Genomic DNA, 18,698 nt, shown 5'->3' on the forward strand with positions numbered 1-18,698 from the left:
CCTGAGGGAAGCGCACCGCAATGCGATCGCCGCCGCCGCGGGGCCCCGCCCGCACCACCACAGCCCCCGTCCGGCGGCGCGAATGTCCTGTCGCGCCTGTCTCGCGCCGTCGGACGGCTCCACGCCCGAGGGGCGCGGCCCTCGCGCACCCGGGGGCCGCGCCTTTCGTCTGCGCGCGCTCCGTACTCGCGCTCTCTTTCGGCGGGCGCGCGCCCCGCATCCCGGCCGGCCCCAACAGCCCTCCGTGCGAGCGGAATTCATGGAATCCGGCGACTTCCTCCCGGCGGCCCCGCACATCGGGGAGCATGGGGACCGTCACCTTCCTACGGACCCTGCTGGAGCCCCAAAAAATGGCCGCGAGCGTGCCCGTACGGTGCCCCGTCTGCCGCCGCGAGCAGTCGTTCACCCCGCCCACGCTGCCCTGCTCGTGCGGCGCGCCGCTGACCCTGCCGCTGCTGCCCGACGGCGTCCCCGCCGAGGTCCGGCAGCGCACCTGGCGGAACTCCTGGGTGACGGCGCGCTGTCAGTCCTGCGGTCGCGAGGAGCACTGGCCCCAGCCGGAGTTGGGCTGCGGCTGCGGCGCGCTGCTCCGCCTCCCGGTGGCGCCGCTGCCGGCCGTCCCCCGGCCGGAGCCGCCGGCCGCCGCGCCGGAAGAGGGCGCGGCGGCCGTGTTGCGGGCCGCCTTCCAGCCAGTGACCATCCGCACGGCGCGGGACGCGGTGACCGCCGCCGCCCAGTACCTGCGGTGGCTCGGCTACAAGGAGTTGATCCGGACCGACCAGCCGCAGCCGGGCGACCGCCCGGCGTCCGGGGTGGACCTGCGCGGTCCCGGAATCGTCGCCCAGGTGGACCCCACCACGCGCGCCACCGGCCTGCCCGACATCGAGTGCCTCTGGCTGCACGGCCGCAACCTCTCCTCCGCCGCCGTCTTCTTCTCACTGGCCGGCTACGCCGCCGACGCCCGCTCCCGCGCCGACCAACTGCACCTCCCGCTCTTCGTCATGGACCTCACGGGCACCCCGCAGCCGGCCAACGACCCGGCCGACGAGCTGATCCGCTCGGGTCCGGGCTGACGCGCTCGCGCGAGCGGCGGCGGGGCGACCACAATGACCCATGCGTATCCGGTTGAGCCGCCCGGAGGAACTGCCCGCCCTCCAGGACATCGAACGGGCCGCGGGCACCCTCTTTCACGCCGTCGGCATGTCCGAGATCGCCGACGACGAGCCGCCGGCGCTGGACGTGCTCGACGGGTACCGGCGCGCCGGGCGGGCCTGGGTCGCGGTCGAGCCGGGGAGCGACGGCTTCGGCGACGGCGGCCCCGACGGCCGGGTGATCGCCTATCTGCTCACCGACGTCGTCGACGGCTGCGCGCACATCGAGCAGCTCTCGGTGCACCCGGACAGCGCCCACCGGGGCGTGGGGCGCGCGCTGCTCGACCACGCCGCCGCGCTCGCGAGGCCGGACGGACTGGCGGCGCTGACGCTCACGACCTTCACGGACGTCCCGTGGAACGCCCCGTACTACACCCGGATCGGCTTCCGCCCGCTGCCCGACAGCGAACTGACGCCGGGGCTACGGGACATCCGCGAGCGGGAAGCCGCGCACGGCCTCGACCGGTGGCCCCGGGTGTGCATGCGGCGGGACCTGTGACCTCACTGGCCGCGCAGGTGACCTCAGTGGCCGCGCAGGTCTTCCATGTCGCGCCGGTCGCGCTTGGTGGGACGCCCCGCGCCGCGGTCCCGGTGGCCGATCGCCACGGCGTCCGCGCGGGTGGGCGGCGGCGGGCTGTTGTCGATGAAGCACTCCACGGCGACGACCGCCCCGACCCGCTTGCGCACGATGCGCGTCACGACGACGACCCGCTCGACGCCGCCCTGCCGCAGCCGCACCTCGTCCCCCGAGCGCACGGCCTGGGCCGGCTTCACGCGCTCGTTGTTGACGCGGACATGGCCCGCGCGGCAGGCCGCGGCGGCCAGCGACCGGGTCTTCGTGAGCCGTACGGACCAAATCCAACTGTCGACCCGTACGGTCCCCTCGTCTGCAGCCATGACACGACTCTACGGCTGGCGGTCCGCTCGCATCGAACTTTTCCCGCGAGCCGCCCGCACTACGGCGCGGTCCAGTCCGCCCGACGGCCCAGGTGGTTGAGCAGCGAGCTCAGCGCGTCCGCGTCGGGGGCGGGCTCGATCGCCGGGACGAAGGCGAAGCCGCGCAGCGGTTCCGCCAGGGCGTCCGCGACCGGGCGCAGCGCCTGGGCCATCGACGGCGTCAGCGGCGACGGCTGTCCGGTCGCGACGGCGATGTCCCAGGCGTGCACCGCCGCGTCGAGCGCCGCCGCCTCGACCGCCAGGTCGGCGGGGAGCTTGAACGGGGGCAGCGGCACCGGCACGTCCTGGTCGGCGGGGCCGACCGCGGCGAAGGCCTCGGCGGAGCGGGCCAGGGCCGGCTCCAGCAGCTCGGCCGGGCTGGAGTCGAGGGTGCCGGAGGGGGCGAACGCGTCGTAGGCCGGGCCCGGCCCGCCGGTGAGCTTCGCGACGTAGGCGAGCTGGTCCCCGGCGGCGTGTTGCAGCACCTGGGCGACGTCCCATTGCTCGCAGGGGGTCGAGAGCTGCCAGCCGTCGGCGGGCACTCCCGCGACGGCGGTGCGCAACGCCTGGTGAGCCTGGTCGAGGATTTCCCACGTTGTGTCACTCATGGATCCGACCCTAGCTCCGGGACCGCCCCGGATCCGATGGTTGGGGATGTTGGAGCGGTCCCGGACCTTCAGCGCGTTCCGGCGGTACTGTCCGCGGCCCACCGCCGCAGCTCGACCTTGCGCACCTTGCCGCTCGCGGTCAGCGGATACGCGTCCATCAGCCGCACGTACCTCGGCACCTTGTAGCGGGCGAGCCGGCCCCGGCAGAAGTCGGCGATCTCCTCGCGGGTGAGGCCGTCCGCGCCGGGCGCGAGGATGACGCAGGCGGCGACCTCCTCGCCGTACGCCTCGTCCGGGACGCCGACCACCTGGACGTCGGCGATCTTGGGGTGGGTGTGCAGGAACTCCTCGATCTCGCGCGGGTAGATGTTCTCGCCGCCTCGGATGATCATGTCCTTGATCCGGCCGACGATCCGGACGCAGCCGTCCTCGCGCATCGTCGCGAGGTCCCCGCTGTGCATCCAGCGGGCCGCGTCGATCGCCTCGGCGGTGCGCTGCGGGTCGTCCCAGTAGCCGAGCATCACCGAATAGCCCCGGATGCACAGCTCGCCCTGTTCGCCGCGCGGCACCGTCACCCCGGTCACCGGATCGACGATCTTCAGCTCAAGGTGCGGGAGCACCTGGCCGACGGTCTCGGTGCGCCGCTCCAGGCCGTCGTCGCGCCGGGTCTGGGCGGAGACCGGGGAGGTCTCGGTCATGCCGTACGCGATCGAGACCTCGGCCATGTGCATCTCGGACAGCACCCGCTTCATGACCTCGACCGGGCACGGCGAGGCCCCCATCACGCCGGTGCGCAGCGAGCTGAGGTCGTAGCTCGCGAAGTCCGGCAGGTTCAGCTCGGCGATGAACATCGTCGGCACCCCGTACAACGAGGTGCAGCGCTCGTCCGCGACCGCGCGCAGGGTCGCCGCCGGGTCGAAGGACGGCGCGGGGATGACCACACAGGCTCCCCGGCTGGTCGCGCCGAGGGTCCCGAGGACCATGCCGAAGGTGTGGTAGAGCGGCACCGGGAGGCAAATGCGGTCGTTCTCGGTGTAGTTGAGGATCTCGCCGACCGCGTAGCCGTTGTTCAGCACGTTGTGGTGGCTGAGCGTGGCCCCCTTCGGGAAGCCGGTGGTGCCCGAGGTGTACTGGATGATGACCGGGTCGTCGCAGCTCAGCTCGGCCTCGCGGGCCGCCAGCCGCCCGGCCGGAACTCCAGTGGCCGCCGCGAGCAGCGCGTCCCAGGACGGGTCGCCGAGGTGCATGACGTGCCGCAGTTCCGGGCAGTCGGGGCGTACGGCGGCGACGGCGGCGCGGCAGTCCGCGCCGCGGTGCTCCAGCGCCGCGATCAGGATGCCGACCCCGGCCTGCCGCAGGGCGTAGCCCAACTCATGTTCTCCGTACGCCGGGTTGAGGCTGACCAGGACCGCGCCGGTGCGGGCGGTGGCGTACTGGAGCAGCGCCCACTCGGCGCAGCTGGGGGCCCAGATGCCGATCCGGTCGCCCTTGAGCACGCCGTGCGCGAGCAGCCCCCTGGCGACCTCATCGACATCGCGGTCGAACTCCGCGTAGGTCCAGCGGCGTCCGCTCGGACAGTCCACCAGCGCCTCGCGGTCGCCGAAGCGCCGGGCCGTACGGGCCAGGTTGACGCCGATGGTGTCGCCGAGCAGCGGCTCGCCGCCGACCCCGCTCTCGTAGGAGTCGGCCCTGGTCCCGTAGGAGTCGGCACCGGACCGGGGCCCGTGCGGGGAGCCGTCCTGCGGGCCGTCCTGCGGGCCCTCCCGAGAGCCATCCCGCGAGCCGTCCCGGGCAAGTGCCATCAGTCCTCCATCAGTTCGCGTGCCGCGAGCTCGCGCAGTTCGACCTTGCGGACCTTGCCGCTGACCGTCATCGGGAACGCCTCGACGACGCGAAGGTGGCGCGGCACCTTGTAGTGCGCGAGCCGTCCCCGGCAGAAGCGGCTCAGCTCCTCCTGGGTGAGCGGGTCGCCGGGGTCGCGCAGGATGACGCAGGCGAGCACCTCCTCGCCGTACTTCGCGTCGGGCACCCCGACCACCTGGACATCGGCGATCTTGGGGTGGGTGTGGAGGAACTCCTCGATCTCGCGCGGGTACACGTTCTCGCCACCGCGGATGATCATGTCTTTTATCCGTCCGACGATCTGCAGGTAGTCGTCCTCGCGCAGCACCGCGAGATCGCCGGTGTGCATCCAGCGCCCGGCGTCGATCACCTCTGCGGTGCGCTCCGGCTCGTCCCAGTAGCCGAGCATCACCGAGTAGCCGCGGGTGCACAGCTCCCCCGGCTCGCCGCGCGGCACCGTCACCCCGCTGACCGGGTCGACGACCTTCACCTCCAGGTGCGGCAGCACCCGGCCCACCGTCCCGGTCCTGCGCTCCAGGTCGTCCTCGCGCCGGGTCTGGGTGGAGACCGGCGAGGTCTCGGTCATGCCGTAGCAGATGGACACCTCGGCCATGTGCATCTCGGCGACGACCCGCTTCATCACCTCGACCGGACACGGCGACCCGGCCATGATCCCGGTGCGCAGCGAGGCGAGGTCGTAGGTCGCGAAGTCGGGCAGGTTCAGCTCGGCGATGAACATCGTCGGCACCCCGTACAGCGAGGTGCAGCGCTCCCGCTCGACGGCGCGCAGCGTCGCGGTGGGGTCGAAGGACGGCGCGGGGATGACGATGCAGCCGCCGTGGCTGGTGACGCCGAGGTTGCCCATGACCATGCCGAAGCAGTGGTAGAAGGGCACCGGCAGGCAGACCCGGTCGTTCTCGGTGTAGCCGACCATCTCGCCGACGGAGTAGCCGTTGTTGAGGATGTTGTGGTGCGAGAGGGTCGCGCCCTTGGGGAAACCGGTGGTGCCCGAGGTGTACTGGATGTTGACCGGGTCGTCGCAGCTCAGCTCGGCCTCGCGGGCCGCCAGCCGCCCGTGCGGGATGCCGGAGCCGGCCGCGATCAGGCCGTCCCAGGTGGCGCTGCCGAGGTAGACGACGTCGCGCAGCGCGGGGCTTTCGGCGCGGACCTGTTCGACCATCCGGCGGTAGTCGCTGGTCTTGTACGCGACCTCGGAGATCAGCACCTCGATGCCGGCCTGCTTGAGGACGTACGCCAACTCGTGCACCCGGTAGGCCGGGTTGAGGTTGACCATGATCGCGCCGATCCGGGCGGTCGCGTACTGGACGAGCACCCACTCGGGGCGGTTGAGCGCCCAGATGCCGACCCGGTCGCCCTTGAGCACGCCCTTGGCCAGCAGCCCGAGCGCGACCTCCTCGACGGCCTCGCCGAACGCCGCGTAGGTCCAGCGCCGGCCGCTCTCCAGGTCGACCAGCGCCTCGTGGTCGGGGAAGGCGGCGATGGCGCGGTCGAGGTTGCGGCCGATGGTGTCGCCCAGCAGTGGGGTGCTGCCGGTCCCGCTGACGTACGAACGGCTCGCGTCCGCGAGCTCTGTCCCACGTGCCTCGGTCATGGTCGGCTCTCCTCACGGTATTCGGCGTCGGAGCCGCCCTGGGCCGCGGTGCGTTCCCGCAGTTCGATGCGGCGGATCTTGCCGGAGACGGTCTTGGGCAGTTCGGCGAACTCCAGTCGGCGCAGGCGTTTGTACGGGGCGAGTACGGCCCGCGAGTGCGCGAACAGGACGCGCGCGTCGCGGTGCTACTTCCAGGGGATGTTGAGCCACGGGCTGGAGGGCTCGGTGGTGAGGACACGGTGGGCTGCGAGCATCTCCCCGTACCAGTCTCCGAACTCCTCTTCATCGAAGTGGAGGCAGCGCCCGAGAATGTACGCGGCGGAGAACTCCTCCCAGGAACGGTAGTTGGCCTGGCTGGACCGGCCGGCGGACAGGACAGCCCGCTCAGCTTCCTGGAGGGTGCAGTAGCGCGCGGCAAGCCCCCAGCGGGCCATTCCCGACGCCCGTCCGTAGTCCCAGGCCTCCACCGTGCGGACGAACTTGTCCTCCGGCAGCAGACCGTCCGCCCGGAAGCGGGCCTCGTAGCGGGTAATGCGGCCGATGAGCCGCTGTACTCCCGCGACCTGGGCCTCCACCACGGCGTCGTCGCGGGGTTGCGCCGTGGTGACGCCTTCGGCGGTGATCCGGGCCTCGGCGTTCTTCACGGCGTTGTTCCGCAGCACGCGGTCGGCCACCTGCCGCCAGTGATCCACGCCGATGGGGCCTGCGAAGTCCAGGGCGAGGGAGCGGCGGAGGCCGAGCGCGAACTCCCAGACCCCGCTGATCATCTGCGCCTGGAGCAGGCGCTCCTGAGTGCGCTGCCATTCTGCGCGGTTAGTGACCCCCCAGTGGTCCCGGAGCCTGTCCTTCTCGTCGGTGTAGCCCCCGCCGTGGTATGCCATGGCGTTCCAGAACTCGCTGTTCTTGACGAACATCAAGGCCGCGCACGCCAGCCCGTGGGCCAGCCGGCCGTGCAGCGGGCCGCCCACATGCAGGGTGCTGAGCTGGTGTTGTGGCAGGCCGCCGCCGAAGACCCGGTCGGCGTGCCGGCGCCACACGGCGCGGTGCGCGGGCGTCGTCGCAAGGAACGCCTCGCAGGGGCTGCCGGGGTTGACGGCCAGCAGGGGAGGGTCTCCCTCCTTCCACGACTCCGCGTACCAGTTCAAGGAGCGGGAGACGAGGACGGGGTCCGCGACCGGGGCGGGGAGCATGCCCGGGGTGAAGACGGCCAGGCAACTGGATCGGACCCGGGTGTCCCAGTACGGGGTGAACACCACCGTCTCGGGACGGACGTCGAGACGCGCACGGGAGTCAGCGATGAACAGGAGCGTACGCCCCAGCACGTCCAAGTACCCGGCCCAATCCCCGCGCGCCTTCGCCGCGTACAACTCGTGCTCGACCACACTCGGCGCCTGCCACCGCGCCGCCTGCGCCTCGTGACCGATCTGCACCGGCTCAGCAACAGGTCCCACCTCGCTCCACAACCCCATGACGGGAACCCTATCGAGCACTCCCGCACCGGTCCCCAGCGACCTCCTGGCCCCCTGCTGCGCACAGGCCTTGCCCGATGGGTCCAGCGTCGTGGCCGCGACGCTGCCACAGCGGCGGACGCCAACCCTCGGGCCAGCCGGCGCCTCGCGCTGCCGGTCCACATCGATGCGGCCGTGGTGGGGCCCGCCGCAGGGCGAGGTTCATGACCAGCCAGCACACAACGACGAACCTGTGACGTTCGGTCGGCCCGAGGAACAGGGGCTGGTCCAGGAACTGAAGTGGCGTGCCTGGCACCCCCGGATGTGGGCTGATGAAGACCGGCCACGGCGTAGCAGCTGCGGGCGGGAACAGCGTCGTACGGCGGCCCAGGCCGACGCATCCTGCATCGAACGCGAATCCCGGACTCGTAGAGCGCCCCCGTCCGGTCTCCGGGGCTATTGGACCTCGGTCAGGTACTGCAATGCGATTTCCTCTGTCCGGTCCGGTGCGCCGCCCAGCCGGTGGACCAGTACCCAGGGGCCGTTGGGGAAGGCGCCGGCGAAGACTGAGGCGTTGCGTGTCGCTCCGTTGTGCCATTTCAAGGGGCCTGCTGTGCGCCATGTCGGGGCGATGGGGCCCAGTTCAGCGTCGAGGAGTATGCCGGTGAGCAGTCGGGCGGCGGCGCGGGGCGTGGCCCACATTCCTCCTGCGGGGAGGATCGCGCCGTCCATGGTCCAGGTTGGTCGGCGGCGTCCGAAGGCTCCGGTGGAGTGCAGGCGTTGTGCCGGCGGGTGTGCGGTGACCAGGTCGCTGAGGCCCAGCGGGTCGAGTACGTACTCGCGTATGAGGTCTTCGTAGGGCAGGGCGGACGCGGCGGTGAGTGCCGCGCCGAGGACCGCATAGCCCAGGTTGGAGTACGTCTCTTCTGCGCCCGGTGGCTGGAGTGTGATGGCCGGAAGTCGGCGGAGCAATTTCTGCAGTTCAGGTTGGTTGAAGGAGGCGTACGGGTCTGCGCGCGCCAGGTCAGGCGGCAGGCGGGGAAGCCCCGAGGTGTGCTCTGCCAGGTGGCGCAGGGTGATGCCGGTACCGGCGGGCGCGTCCAGCCAGTGATCGACCAGGTCGTCGGCGCCGATCGCCCCGGCCGCTGCCATCCTCATCCACGCGGTGCCGGTCAGCACTTTGGTGAGCGACCCGATCTCCACGAAGGCATCCGCGTCGTGGCCGTGGCTGACCCGGGGGGAGGCCATGCTGCCGAGAATGCAGGTGGGCACAGCGCGCATGTCAGAGCTGTCCCTTCTGCTGCGAAGGCTGGTGGTCCTGGGGATGGCGAGGCTGAGGTGCTGCGCACGCTGCGGTGGCACCGGGCATCCGTGCCCGGTGCGTGGAGACCAGGGCGTAGACCCGGCGGGCGCAGAGACGGATGCCCGGCAGGCTGAGGAGGGCTGCCGCTATGCGGTATCGGCGGGAGGGCGAGGACCTGACGTAGCGGGCCAGAGCTGCGGCGCCGCCGGCATCGATGGCGTCGCCGTGGAACAGGAGGACTTCCTTGTCCAAGCGGTCCAGGTGCGGACGGGTGACGGCGTCCGGCAGTGTCTGCCACGGTACGGCCGTGATGGCCGGGCGGGCGCTGGTCCTGATGGCGGTGACCGCGGCCTGGCAGAAGCCGCAGTCGCCGTCAAAGGCCAGGACGGGGAGGGCAGGGGCGCTCACGCGGTTCGCGTCCATTCGCGGAGGAGTGCTTCGCGCTGCCGGGGGCGAGGGTTTCCGCGGTTCGGGGATGTGTGAAGCCAGTCCGTCAACATTGCGGGTGACGCCTGCCCGGCGACGAATTGGTCCAGCAGCAGTTGTGACAGGGCCACTTCGGCTTCCGTGTAGGAGTTCGCGGCGGCCGAGTGAACGACCAGCTCGGCTGCTTCGTCTTCCGCTGCGATCCCCATCGCGATCTGCCTCTTTTCCTGGTTCACCCGGAATCTTCCATTGCCGCGGCCACCGGTGTCACGTCAGCGGATGTTTTCGGCCAGCCGAGGCGGGATCGCGACTGTTCCCAGATCTGTTTTCCCACCCGCCGGGCGACAATCAAGGCTTCGGCTAATGGCCGAATCAAAAATATGAGGTCACACGCCACCATCGTGAGAGCAAAGCTCGTCAGCCCATGAATAATCCGATGGAGAGATGAAAAAGGATGGAGAGCCGGGCGACGCCACCGATATCGTGATGGCCATGGGCAAGCAGCTGAGCGAGGCACAACTCGATGAGCTGGTCACACAGGCCACGGTGGATGCCTACAGCGACGAAGAGCAGCTCGACGGGCTCTACACAATGATCGCTGAGCATCTGGATGTCCCGTTCAAGACGGTCCTTCTCGGGGTCGAGGTCACCGTGAAGAAGATAGGCCTCCTCCCCGGCAGCCAGATCGTGGCCATCTGCACCCGCGGGAGATACCGGCAAGCGATCGGCATCCTCGACCTCCCGCTGCCGGCTCCGGCACCCGAGGGGACCGAATGGATCCAGGCCTACCGGCACTGGGGGCCGTGAGCGCGGCCGGGGCAGGGGCCGGGTGGTGCGGGCCGGTATCCGTGGTCGGCGAGCCAGGCCCTGCCCCGGCCTACTGCCGTTCCATCGAGAACAACCAGTAGCGGGACTGCTGCGCCGGTGAGGTGGCCAGCGTGTCCTTGAACCGGCGGAACGCGCCTGGGCCCTGGATCACAACGCCGAGGAAGCGGGCGAGGTCCTGGTCGTCGAGGGGGCCTCCCAGCATCCCGCCGGCGTGCCGATTTTCCGTGAGGTCGGCTTTACCCATGAAGGGGCGTCAGCCCAGGGCGATCCGCTTCCTCACCACGCTCGCCGATTCAGCAGCCGTCAAGACCCTCACTGGCTGGAGCGATAGCAACCGTGCCCGCCCCGCAACGGCTACGGTGGCATAAATTCGCAGGTCAGCGTCCTGATCGCGACCAGCCATGTTGTGTGGCTCCGGCCGGGGACTCGAACCTGCGGCCAAGTACCGGCGATCCAGGCACCGGCGATCCAGCCGGACAACCGCCTCGATCAGGTTCCGGGCGTCCCGCCCGGAGCAGTCAGTTGACGTTTCGGTCCATGTCGGACCAGTACGGTTGGCGGAGTTTGAATTTTTGGATCTTGCCGGTGGCTGTGCGGGGAATGGCATCGCGGAATTCGACGGTGGTCGGAGCCTTGTAGCCAGCCAGCCGTTGCTTGCAGTGGGCGATGATGTCGGCCTCTTGGACAGTTGCTCCTTCGGCCAGGACCACGAGGGCTTTGATCGTCTCGCCCCATTTTTCGTGGGGGACGCCGATGACTGCTACCTCGGCTACTGCGGGGTGGCTGAAGATCGTGTCTTCTACTTCGATCGAGGAGACGTTCTCACCGCCTGTGATGATCACGTCCTTCTTACGGTCCGAGATCGTCAGGTGGCCGTCGGTGGCGTCGATCGTGCCGCCGTCGCCGGTGTGGAACCAGCCGCCTTCCAAGGCCGCCGCAGTCTCTTCCGGTTTGTTCCAGTAGGCGTCGAGTACGACGTTCGACCGGGCCAGGATTTCGCCGGATTCGGAGACTTTCAGCTTGACTCCGAGGGCGGGCAGTCCCGCGCGGGAGAGCTTGCGGGCCTGTTCCTCGGCGGGCAGGTTCGCGTCGGCCGGCTGGGCTCGGTTGAAGGTGAGGACCGGGGAGGTCTCGGTCAGGCCGTAGATCTGGGTGAACTCCCAGCCCAGGTCTTCGCCCACGCGCTGGATCATCCTGCTGGACGGTGGGGCTCCGGCGCAGACGATGCGGACGCGGTCGCGGCCGGGGATCTCGCCGTCCCATGTCGCCGCTGCGTCGAGCACCGCGTTCCACACCGCTGGTGCGCCGCACATGAGGGTGACGCCGTGCTCGTCGATGCGGCGCAGGATCTCCGCGCCGTCGACCTTGCGCAGCACCACTTGTTTCACTCCCAGGCCGGCCATCACGAACGGCATTCCCCAGCCGTTGCAGTGAAACATCGGCAGGATGTGCATGTAGACGTCGCGTTCCCAGGCCCGGGTGTGCAGACCGAAGGTCATCGCGTTCGCCCAGATGTTGCGGTGCGTCAGCTGAACACCCTTGGGGCGAGCTGTGGTTCCTGAGGTGTAGTTGATCGTCGCGGTGGCGTCCTCGTCGGGCTTCGACCATGCGCGGGGCTCCACGCCGAAGCGCATCAGCTCGTTCTCGGTGTGCTCGCCCAGGACGAAGCGGTGGCGCACCTTGACGCGGGACAGTGCGTCATCCAGTTCCGGGTCGATGAGCAGGACCGACGATCCGCTCTGCTGTACCAGATAATCGATCTCTTCGGGGTTGAGACGGAAGTTGACCGGTACGCAGATCCGGCCGCTCATCGGTACCGCGAACAGCAACTCAAGGAGGCGGGCGGAGTTGTGGCTGACCACCGCCACCCGCTCCCCTTCGCCCACACCGAGCGCGTCGAACCCTGCCTGCCACGCGCGTACGCGAACGGCGAGTTGTCCGTACGTCAACTCGGGTACCGGCGAGCCGGGTTGATCCGGCTCGTCCACCAGGCCGACGCTGGAGGGGAACCCCAGCTCCGCTCTGTCGAGAAAGTCCGCGACGGTCATCGGAATCCGCATTGCGCTCTCCTGTTTTTTAGGGCTTGTCGAGCTGGAGTGCCCGGTTGCGTCTCCGCGAAGGTGGCAGACCGTCAATCCAGCCGCAATTCAATACGAATGACATCTGATGTCGGCGTCATCAAAACGTCACCGGAACGGCCGATATAGGTGATATACCCCTCGGCGTCGCGGGAGCCGATGTCGCCGGTGCGGGCCCGACCCGGCCGCCTGGGAGGAGGTCCGCGAGGCTCACGGCGAGTTGCACGCCCTGGCCCAGCGGGTCGCCGACGCCGCGCTGCGGCTGGAGCTGCTGACGGCCTGCGGCCGGCTCGCGGCGGCGTCCCGCGCGAGCCGGCTCGGCCCGAGCGGCGGGCAGCGGCCCGGCGGCATGGGAGCGGGCGACGGCCCGGCGAGGAGCCGGCGGCCCCGCGTCGTGGGGCCGGGCGGCGACGGACTGCCGCTGGCGCTGCCGCCGCGCGAGGTGGACGTACTGGCCTGCGTGGCGACGGGCGCGACCAACGCCTCGACGGCGGAGCGGTTGGGGCTGCGCCCCGAGACGGTGAAGAGCTATCTGCGGTCCTCCATGCGGAAGCTGGGGGCGCGGACTCGGCTGGAGGCGGTGGTCGCGGCGCGGCGGGCGGGGCTGCTGCCGTAGCCGGGGGCCGGCGGGCGGCAGTGGTTGACCGGACCGCGCGCCGGTGGACGGGCGGGGCTCAATCTCCCCCAGCCTTCGTTGGGAAGGTGCCCCCAGGCGGCTGAGGACAGCGCGGCCGAAGGCGCGCGTACCCCGGAGAGCCACCGCGCCCGGCCACCCTCCCGCTCAGACCCGCCGCAACCGCACCACCGGAATGTCCCGTTCAGTCCGCTTCCGGTAATCCGCGTACGGCGCGAACAAGTCGACCAGCCCCGGCCACACCCGCGCCTTCTCGTCAGACGACAGCGTCTCCGCCCGTGCGGCGAACCGCTCCGCGTACACCCGCAGTTCGACGTCCGGATGGTCCTGGAGGTTCAGGTACCAGAGCGGGTGATCGGCCGCGCCGCCGTTCGAGGCGACGATCAGGTAGTCGTCGCCGTCCTGGCCGAAAATGAGCACCGTCCGATGCCACGTGCCGCTGCGCCGGCCGAGGTAGTCCATCAGGAGGCACGGGGCGCCGTTGATGCTGGTGCCCTTGGTGCCGCCGGACTCCTCGTACAGCCGAGCCTGCTCCGCGACCCAGTTCGTGGGGCTGATGGTCACCGCTTTGTCGTCGTATTCCGTCACGTCGCCGCCTTTGTATCGATTCGTTCATCCGTGGTGTCTTCGTCGCGTCCGCGAAGGGCCCCCCGGAGCGCCGCCGAGGGCCGTTCGCGGTGTGCGGGAACGGGCCGGCGATTGCCGATGAGCCGTCAATCCGCTCCCAAACGTGCTGAATATCCCATCGGGGAAAGCACATCGCTCCGCTCCGTACCCATAGCCTCAACAGTGCACGCGCCGGGGCCCACCAGCGCCCGACGGTACCCGCGATCACCGCACGGAGGACCGCTATGCCCACATTGCCCGCGAGCCGCACCCCGCAGAGCAGCCGCACCGACCATTCGCGCACCGAGGACGGAGACCCGACCCACGATCGGTCGGCAGAGTCGCTGTACGTACCCGTACAGACATGCTCTGCCGGATTCTCCCTGCGCATCTACCGCACCCCCATCGGCACCCGCACGGCAGTCGCCTTCACCTCGGCGCTGCAGCTCTCCCGCGTCCTCGGCCCGCAGCAGCCGTGGATCCGCCTCGCCGCGACCGCCGTGCGCGCCCTCGCCGCACCGCTGGGCGTCGACCGGCTCTCCGTCGACCCGCTGCTGACCGCGCGCCGTCAGCCAGAGGCGGACCACACGTCCTGGACCAAGCCCGAAGCCGCCGTCGCCGGTGTCCCGGCCGGACCGCCCGCCGGCGCCCCGCGTCCCGCGCTGTCCGCACGCACCGCCCGTCCCACGCAGGACGGCAAGGCCAAGGCCCCGACCGGCAGAGCGACCGCCGCCTAGCCCTGCCCCACCGGCCCGACCGGACCTGACCGGGTCCGGTCCGGCCAGATCGACCCTGACCCCATCCGATGCCCCGGCTCCCCGTCGACGGAGCTGCAGGAGCTCCGGGGCTGTGGGGCTGTGGGAGCCGTCGGCCCTGACGGAGCCGTCCGGCGCGCAGGAGGGTCAGGCACCGAGAGCACGCCTACGGGTCACCGAGGTCATCCCTGCGGGTCACGCATGAGGGTGCGCTTCACGCGTGTCCGGAATGCCGTATGCCTCGTATATCCTGATTCGTGGTCCAGTGACGTGTGCGGGTAGGAGGAGGTGACGACTGCGATGAGCAGCGAACCTCCCAGTCGTATGCCACGGCGCACCGCTCGGACCCGGCCGCAGCAGTAGGCAGCAGGAGTGGGTCGGGAGCCGTGCCCGTGGTGTGCGCGGACGCCCCCCGATGCCTGCTACCCACAAGGAACACCCATGTCCGAGCGCCGTCCCCACCCGCTCATCCCGGCCAGGAAGCACGCCTGGCGACGCGCCGCCGCCTCGCCCGCGCAGCCGTCGCCGGCCGAGGACACCCCCGCCGGTACGCCCGAGGCCAGTGCCGCCGTCCCCACGGACGAGGGCGGCGGCAACGGCGGCGACGGCAGCATGGTGCACGCCGCGCTCTACCGCGACGGCCGCCGCGTCAGCACCCCCGCCACCCTCGCCGAGACCTTCCGCAGGCTGCGCGAGGACCCGGACGGCATGGCCTGGATCGGGCTGCACCGGCCGACGCAGGCGGAACTGCACGCCCTCGCGGCCGAGTTCGACCTCCACGACCTCGCCATCGAGGACGCCCTGGAGGCCCACCAGCGCCCCAAGCTGGAGCGCTACGGCGACACCCTCTTCGTCGTGCTGCGCGCGGCCCGCTACCTCGACGGACCCGAGGAGGTCGACTTCGGCGAGCTGCACGTGTTCGTCGGACCGGACTTCGTGATCACGGTCCGGCACGGCGCGGCCCCCGACCTGCCCTCGGTGCGCCGCCGGATGGAGTCGACGCCCGAACTGCTGGCCCTCGGCCCCGAGGCGGTGCTGTACGCGATCCTCGACGCGGTGGTCGACGGCTACGCCCCGGTCGTGGCCGGCGTGCAGACCGACATCGACGAGATCGAGACCGAGGTCTTCGGCGGCGACCCCGAGGCGTCCCGCCGGATCTACGAACTCTCGCGCGAGATGGTGGAGTTCCAGCGCGCCACCCGCCCGCTGATCGGCATGCTGAACGGCCTGATGGCGGGCTTCGCCAAGTACGGCACCGACGATGAGCTCCAGCGCTATCTGCGCGACGTCGCCGACCACGTCACCCACACCAGCGAGCGCGTCGACGGCTTCCGGCAGGCGCTGGCCGACATCCTCGCGGTCAACGCCACCCTCGTCACCCAGCAGCAGAACGCCGAGATGCGGGCGCTCGCGGAGGCGGGTTTCGAGCAGAACGAGGAAATCAAGAAGATCTCCTCATGGGCGGCCATCCTGTTCGCCCCGACGCTCGTCGGCACGATCTACGGCATGAACTTCGACGATATGCCGGAGCTGCACTGGGCGTTCGGATACCCCTTCGCAGTGCTCCTCATGGCGGTTGTATGTACCAGTTTGTACGTCATTTTCAAGCGCCGCGACTGGCTCTGAGTAATCGGCGCGCGAACGCGGGCGCTGCGAAGCGAAACCCACGAGCGGGGCACGGGCACCTCTCAGACCCCTGGGGAGAATCTGGGGAGAATGAAACTCGACCGGCTTCTGACGGCCTCCCACCCTCGCGGGCATTGAGCCCCTCCCACCCGCGCTGCGGCAGTTCAACCTGCGGGCGCGTCTTGTCACGGAGAGTAAGCGCCTGCTGAATGGTCGACGACACGGATAGGCGCAGCGAGTGCTGCGCCTATCCGTGTCGCGGGTTGCGAGAGAGGAATTTTTATGCGGCCGTGGCGGCTCGTTTGAGCAACGCGTCGATGGCCTTGCGCCCCTTGCCGCCGGCCTCGGGCATGAAGTGGGCGTAGTGGTCCAGGGTGATGGTCGGGCTGGAGTGGCCGAGCCACCGCGCTAGCATGTAGCGGCCCCGGTGGTCGTCGAAGCGGGCGAGCACCTCGACGACCTCGTACGGACGGACGTCGACTGTGTCCTTCCACCCCGCATCGGTGGGGGCGGGGGGCTTGCCGCTGCGGGACAGGACCTGGAAGTGGGCCAGGTGCAGGTGGACGGGGTGGTGGAAGTCGCTGCTGAGCTGCCACCGCTCGACGGTACCCAGGCGCGGGGTGGCCAGGATGTCGGAGCTGTTGAAGGGCCGGCCGTTGATGGTCCACATCGTCCTTTCGCCCGCCCCGTTGGTGCGCCGGAACTCGAATTGGCGCAGCTTGACCGAGTCCCCTTGGTCCGGCGGGACGGCGCTCGTGGAGAGGCGGGCAGGGACGTGGCTGGAGTCCTTCTCCTGGCGATTGACCCGGAAGCGCATCACCTGGCGCATCCGGCCGTCGGCCAGCGTGTTGACCAGGGTGACCTGGCTGCCCACCGGGCAGGCGGAGAAGTCCACGACGACGTCGAATCGTTCTGCGGGCGCGATCGGTATCGCGTCCAGGCTCTGCGGTGCGGCGAGGAGGCCCGCATCGCTGCCGATCTGGACGAACGGCAGGCCGCTCCCGTTGTCCTGTTCCAGCGCCAGATGGTAGCGCCGGGCGTTGGAGGCGTTCAGGAGCCGGACCCGGTAGCGCGTGTTGGAGATCTCCAGCTCGGGCCAGGGGGCTCCGTTGACGAGCTGGACATCGCCCAGTACCCCGTTCATGTACGCCTCGTCGACTCCTGGCGTGCCGACGCAGGACGGAGAGACGCCCGGGTAGCGGAATGCGCCGTCCGCCTCGAAGGCCCGGTCGCAGATCATCAGAGGAATGTCCCGGTCCCCGTCGGGGAGGGGAAGCGCCTCTTCCTCGGCGTCGTGGACGAGGAAGAAGCCGGCCAGGCCGCGCCATACCTGCGGGGCGCTGAAGTCCATCCGGTGATCGTGGTACCAGAGGGTTGCCGCACGTTGTTCGAGCGGGTACTCGTAGGACTTGTAACCCTCCATGATCTTCCAGTCGGAGGGCGCCACATGCATGCCGTGGGTCATCGACTGCGACGTGTGGCCGCCGTTGCGCATAGCGGGTCCGCATTGGACCGGCAGCAGCAGATCGGTCGGGTAGCCGTCGGAGCCGGGCGGGGTGACCCCGCCGTGCAGGTGCATGGAGGTCGGCACGGGCAGCTTGTTCTCCACCTGGACGACCATCTTGCGACCCGAGCGGCCGACGAAGGTCGGGCCGGGGAAGAGCCCGTCGTACCCCCACACGGTGGTTTTCGTCCCCGGCAGGATCTCGACCGCCGTTTCCCGCTGCGCCACCTGGTAGAAGTCCGTCCCACCGGAGCTTCGTACGGGGCGGGCGCGCGGCGGGACGGGCAGTGGCACCACGAACGGCTTGGGCAGCGGCAGGGGTGTAGCTCCTCTGGAGTGAGCTTGTTGATCAGGCTGTGAGGGCGGTAGTTGGCCTGGCAAGCGCGGCATCGAACGAGTCGCGGACCGCTTCCGTGGCGGCCAGGCGGCGCAGGCCGTGGTAGTGCAGGTGGGCGGGCAGGTTCAAGACGGCGTCCGCCGGAGACAGATTCGACTCTCCCACAGCCCGGTATGCCATGCGTTCCACGGTGACCTTGCCGAACACCGTGGCGAGGGTGCGCGTGTGCCCGGCCTCGACGCGGTGGTGGACGACGCCTGCGGTGTCGGTGACCTCTTCGCGCCGCCTCTCGCGTGCGGCCCGCACATCGAGGTGGGCCTGCATCAGCAGGCGCTGCAGTTCACGGCCCTGCTCGAGGAGGTAGTCCTCCAGCACATCGTGGTGCGCAGCCGCCGTTTCGGGCTGGGCCAGGACGAGTTGCAGGGAGTCGAACCGGGCGCGTGCGGCCGAGAACGCCCCGAACGTATCGAGTTGCTCGTACGCTGTCATCGGGCTCTTCCTTTGTGGTCTCGCGGCTTCAATCACCACGGACTACGGGGAAGAGCCCACTTCTTACTCAGCGTCGTACGGTCTTGGCCAGGGCGAATCCTCCCTGACTCGTCTCGGCGGCCCAGCCGCGTTTGACCAGTCGTTTCAACTTCGACCGGACCCCTTCGACGTGCTTCGCCTCGATGTCCCCGCCGTTCAGCTTCGCGCACAGCTCCCTCGCCCGCCTCGGCTGGTCGGAGGCGGCCAGCACCTGAAGCATCCGCTGGTAGGAGGACGGCAGCACCGATGTGTCCATCCCCTCACGCCGCTCGGGCACCGCGGCCACGCCCCGGAGCACGGTCCCCGATCCGACGACAGTCCCTGCGGCCTTGCCGACCACCGTCTCCTTGGTCCGGATGGCGAGGGCGACCGGGTCGTCTCCTGCCCGCGGCCCAGATGCCCGCTGCCGGGCAGGGAGATCGACATCCTCGGGCAGATCCGGTCCCATCAGCCACCTCCCGGCCCGACGCTACGAA

19 protein-coding genes and 2 pseudogenes are annotated in these 18,698 nt (G+C 70.2%); 6 read left to right on the forward strand and 15 right to left on the reverse strand.

All coding sequences use genetic code 11. The annotated features are described in order from the left end of the window. Positions 1 to 350 precede the first annotated feature (350 nt). Both QMK28_RS23985 and QMK28_RS23990 read left to right on the forward strand, forming a co-directional pair. Entirely contained in the window at positions 351 to 1,073 is a 723-nt protein-coding gene (locus QMK28_RS23985; RefSeq protein WP_326441475.1) for a hypothetical protein, read from the forward strand. Positions 1,074 to 1,113: 40 nt separating this feature from the next. Further along, on the forward strand, positions 1,114 to 1,650 hold the full coding sequence (locus QMK28_RS23990; RefSeq protein ID WP_326441407.1) for a GNAT family N-acetyltransferase: 537 nt from the start codon (positions 1,114 to 1,116) through the stop codon (positions 1,648 to 1,650). Between the two features lie 23 nt (positions 1,651 to 1,673). Here the strand turns inward: QMK28_RS23990 and QMK28_RS23995 are convergent, their stop codons facing one another. From QMK28_RS23995 to QMK28_RS24035, 9 genes and pseudogenes are all read right to left on the reverse strand, one after another. After that, positions 1,674 to 2,048, reverse strand: a complete 375-nt coding sequence (locus QMK28_RS23995; RefSeq protein ID WP_326441409.1) for an RNA-binding S4 domain-containing protein — start codon at positions 2,046 to 2,048, stop codon at positions 1,674 to 1,676. Positions 2,049 to 2,107: 59 nt separating this feature from the next. Continuing rightward, on the reverse strand, positions 2,108 to 2,695 hold the full coding sequence (locus QMK28_RS24000) for a TIGR03086 family metal-binding protein (protein WP_326441411.1): 588 nt from the start codon (positions 2,693 to 2,695) through the stop codon (positions 2,108 to 2,110). A gap of 68 nt (positions 2,696 to 2,763) precedes the next feature. After that, positions 2,764 to 4,497, reverse strand: a complete 1,734-nt coding sequence (locus tag QMK28_RS24005) for an AMP-binding protein (RefSeq protein ID WP_326441413.1) — start codon at positions 4,495 to 4,497, stop codon at positions 2,764 to 2,766. Beyond that, entirely contained in the window at positions 4,497 to 6,149 is a 1,653-nt protein-coding gene (locus QMK28_RS24010) for an AMP-binding protein (protein WP_326441415.1), read from the reverse strand. Before QMK28_RS24010 ends, QMK28_RS24005 begins: the two co-directional genes overlap by 1 nt. After that, a pseudogene (locus tag QMK28_RS24015) lies at positions 6,146 to 6,325 on the reverse strand (hypothetical protein); the annotation flags it as partial. The pseudogene QMK28_RS24015 and the gene QMK28_RS24010, both read right to left, overlap by 4 nt. A gap of 9 nt (positions 6,326 to 6,334) precedes the next feature. After that, entirely contained in the window at positions 6,335 to 7,618 is a 1,284-nt protein-coding gene (locus QMK28_RS24020) for a DUF1266 domain-containing protein (protein WP_326441417.1), read from the reverse strand. Between the two features lie 435 nt (positions 7,619 to 8,053). Next, positions 8,054 to 8,845: a serine hydrolase domain-containing protein gene (locus tag QMK28_RS24025; RefSeq protein WP_326441419.1), complete on the reverse strand. Its 792-nt coding sequence runs from the start codon at positions 8,843 to 8,845 to the stop codon at positions 8,054 to 8,056. A 34-nt stretch (positions 8,846 to 8,879) separates the two neighbouring features. Beyond that, positions 8,880 to 9,308: a thiol-disulfide oxidoreductase DCC family protein gene (locus tag QMK28_RS24030; protein WP_326441421.1), complete on the reverse strand. Its 429-nt coding sequence runs from the start codon at positions 9,306 to 9,308 to the stop codon at positions 8,880 to 8,882. Beyond that, positions 9,305 to 9,562, reverse strand: a complete 258-nt coding sequence (locus tag QMK28_RS24035; RefSeq protein ID WP_326441423.1) for a hypothetical protein — start codon at positions 9,560 to 9,562, stop codon at positions 9,305 to 9,307. The genes QMK28_RS24030 and QMK28_RS24035 overlap by 4 nt, the downstream gene beginning before the upstream one ends. Before the next feature lie 208 nt (positions 9,563 to 9,770). Between QMK28_RS24035 and QMK28_RS24040 the strand changes: the two genes are divergently transcribed. Next, the gene (locus QMK28_RS24040) at positions 9,771 to 10,133 is read left to right on the forward strand and encodes a hypothetical protein (protein WP_326441425.1); all 363 of its coding nucleotides are present in this window, start codon (positions 9,771 to 9,773) and stop codon (positions 10,131 to 10,133) included. 70 nt (positions 10,134 to 10,203) lie between these two features. Here QMK28_RS24040 and QMK28_RS24045 read toward each other — a convergent pair whose 3' ends face one another. Both QMK28_RS24045 and QMK28_RS24050 read right to left on the reverse strand, forming a co-directional pair. Next, positions 10,204 to 10,356: a hypothetical protein gene (locus QMK28_RS24045; protein ID WP_326441427.1), complete on the reverse strand. Its 153-nt coding sequence runs from the start codon at positions 10,354 to 10,356 to the stop codon at positions 10,204 to 10,206. A gap of 316 nt (positions 10,357 to 10,672) precedes the next feature. Beyond that, positions 10,673 to 12,214 carry an AMP-binding protein gene (locus tag QMK28_RS24050; RefSeq protein WP_326441429.1) on the reverse strand — a complete coding sequence of 514 codons (1,542 nt, stop codon included), beginning with the start codon at positions 12,212 to 12,214 and terminating at the stop codon, positions 10,673 to 10,675. Positions 12,215 to 12,404: 190 nt separating this feature from the next. Between QMK28_RS24050 and QMK28_RS24055 the strand changes: the two are divergent. Beyond that, a pseudogene (locus QMK28_RS24055) lies at positions 12,405 to 12,848 on the forward strand (response regulator transcription factor); the annotation flags it as partial. A 165-nt stretch (positions 12,849 to 13,013) separates the two neighbouring features. Here the strand turns inward: QMK28_RS24055 and QMK28_RS24060 are convergent. Next, positions 13,014 to 13,454 carry a nitroreductase family deazaflavin-dependent oxidoreductase gene (locus tag QMK28_RS24060; protein ID WP_326441431.1) on the reverse strand — a complete coding sequence of 147 codons (441 nt, stop codon included), beginning with the start codon at positions 13,452 to 13,454 and terminating at the stop codon, positions 13,014 to 13,016. Between the two features lie 263 nt (positions 13,455 to 13,717). Between QMK28_RS24060 and QMK28_RS24065 the strand changes: the two genes are divergently transcribed. Together QMK28_RS24065 and QMK28_RS24070 are read left to right on the forward strand one after the other, a co-directional pair. Beyond that, positions 13,718 to 14,209 carry an SAV_915 family protein gene (locus tag QMK28_RS24065; protein WP_326441433.1) on the forward strand — a complete coding sequence of 164 codons (492 nt, stop codon included), beginning with the start codon at positions 13,718 to 13,720 and terminating at the stop codon, positions 14,207 to 14,209. Positions 14,210 to 14,668: 459 nt separating this feature from the next. Continuing rightward, the gene (locus tag QMK28_RS24070; RefSeq protein WP_326441435.1) at positions 14,669 to 15,853 is read left to right on the forward strand and encodes a magnesium and cobalt transport protein CorA; all 1,185 of its coding nucleotides are present in this window, start codon (positions 14,669 to 14,671) and stop codon (positions 15,851 to 15,853) included. Between the two features lie 280 nt (positions 15,854 to 16,133). Here the strand turns inward: QMK28_RS24070 and QMK28_RS24075 are convergent, their stop codons facing one another. The 3 genes from QMK28_RS24075 to QMK28_RS24085 form a co-directional block, all read right to left on the reverse strand. Then, positions 16,134 to 17,651 (reverse strand): multicopper oxidase family protein, encoded by a 1,518-nt coding sequence (locus tag QMK28_RS24075; RefSeq protein ID WP_326441437.1) that lies wholly within the window; start codon positions 17,649 to 17,651, stop codon positions 16,134 to 16,136. Positions 17,652 to 17,706: 55 nt separating this feature from the next. Continuing rightward, the gene (locus QMK28_RS24080; protein ID WP_326441439.1) at positions 17,707 to 18,183 is read right to left on the reverse strand and encodes a hypothetical protein; all 477 of its coding nucleotides are present in this window, start codon (positions 18,181 to 18,183) and stop codon (positions 17,707 to 17,709) included. Positions 18,184 to 18,250: 67 nt separating this feature from the next. After that, positions 18,251 to 18,670: a hypothetical protein gene (locus tag QMK28_RS24085; RefSeq protein ID WP_326441441.1), complete on the reverse strand. Its 420-nt coding sequence runs from the start codon at positions 18,668 to 18,670 to the stop codon at positions 18,251 to 18,253. Positions 18,671 to 18,698: the final 28 nt, after the last annotated feature.

Source organism: Streptomyces sp. H27-D2 (assembly GCF_035828615.1).
Taxonomy (GTDB): Bacteria; Actinomycetota; Actinomycetes; order Streptomycetales; family Streptomycetaceae; genus Streptomyces.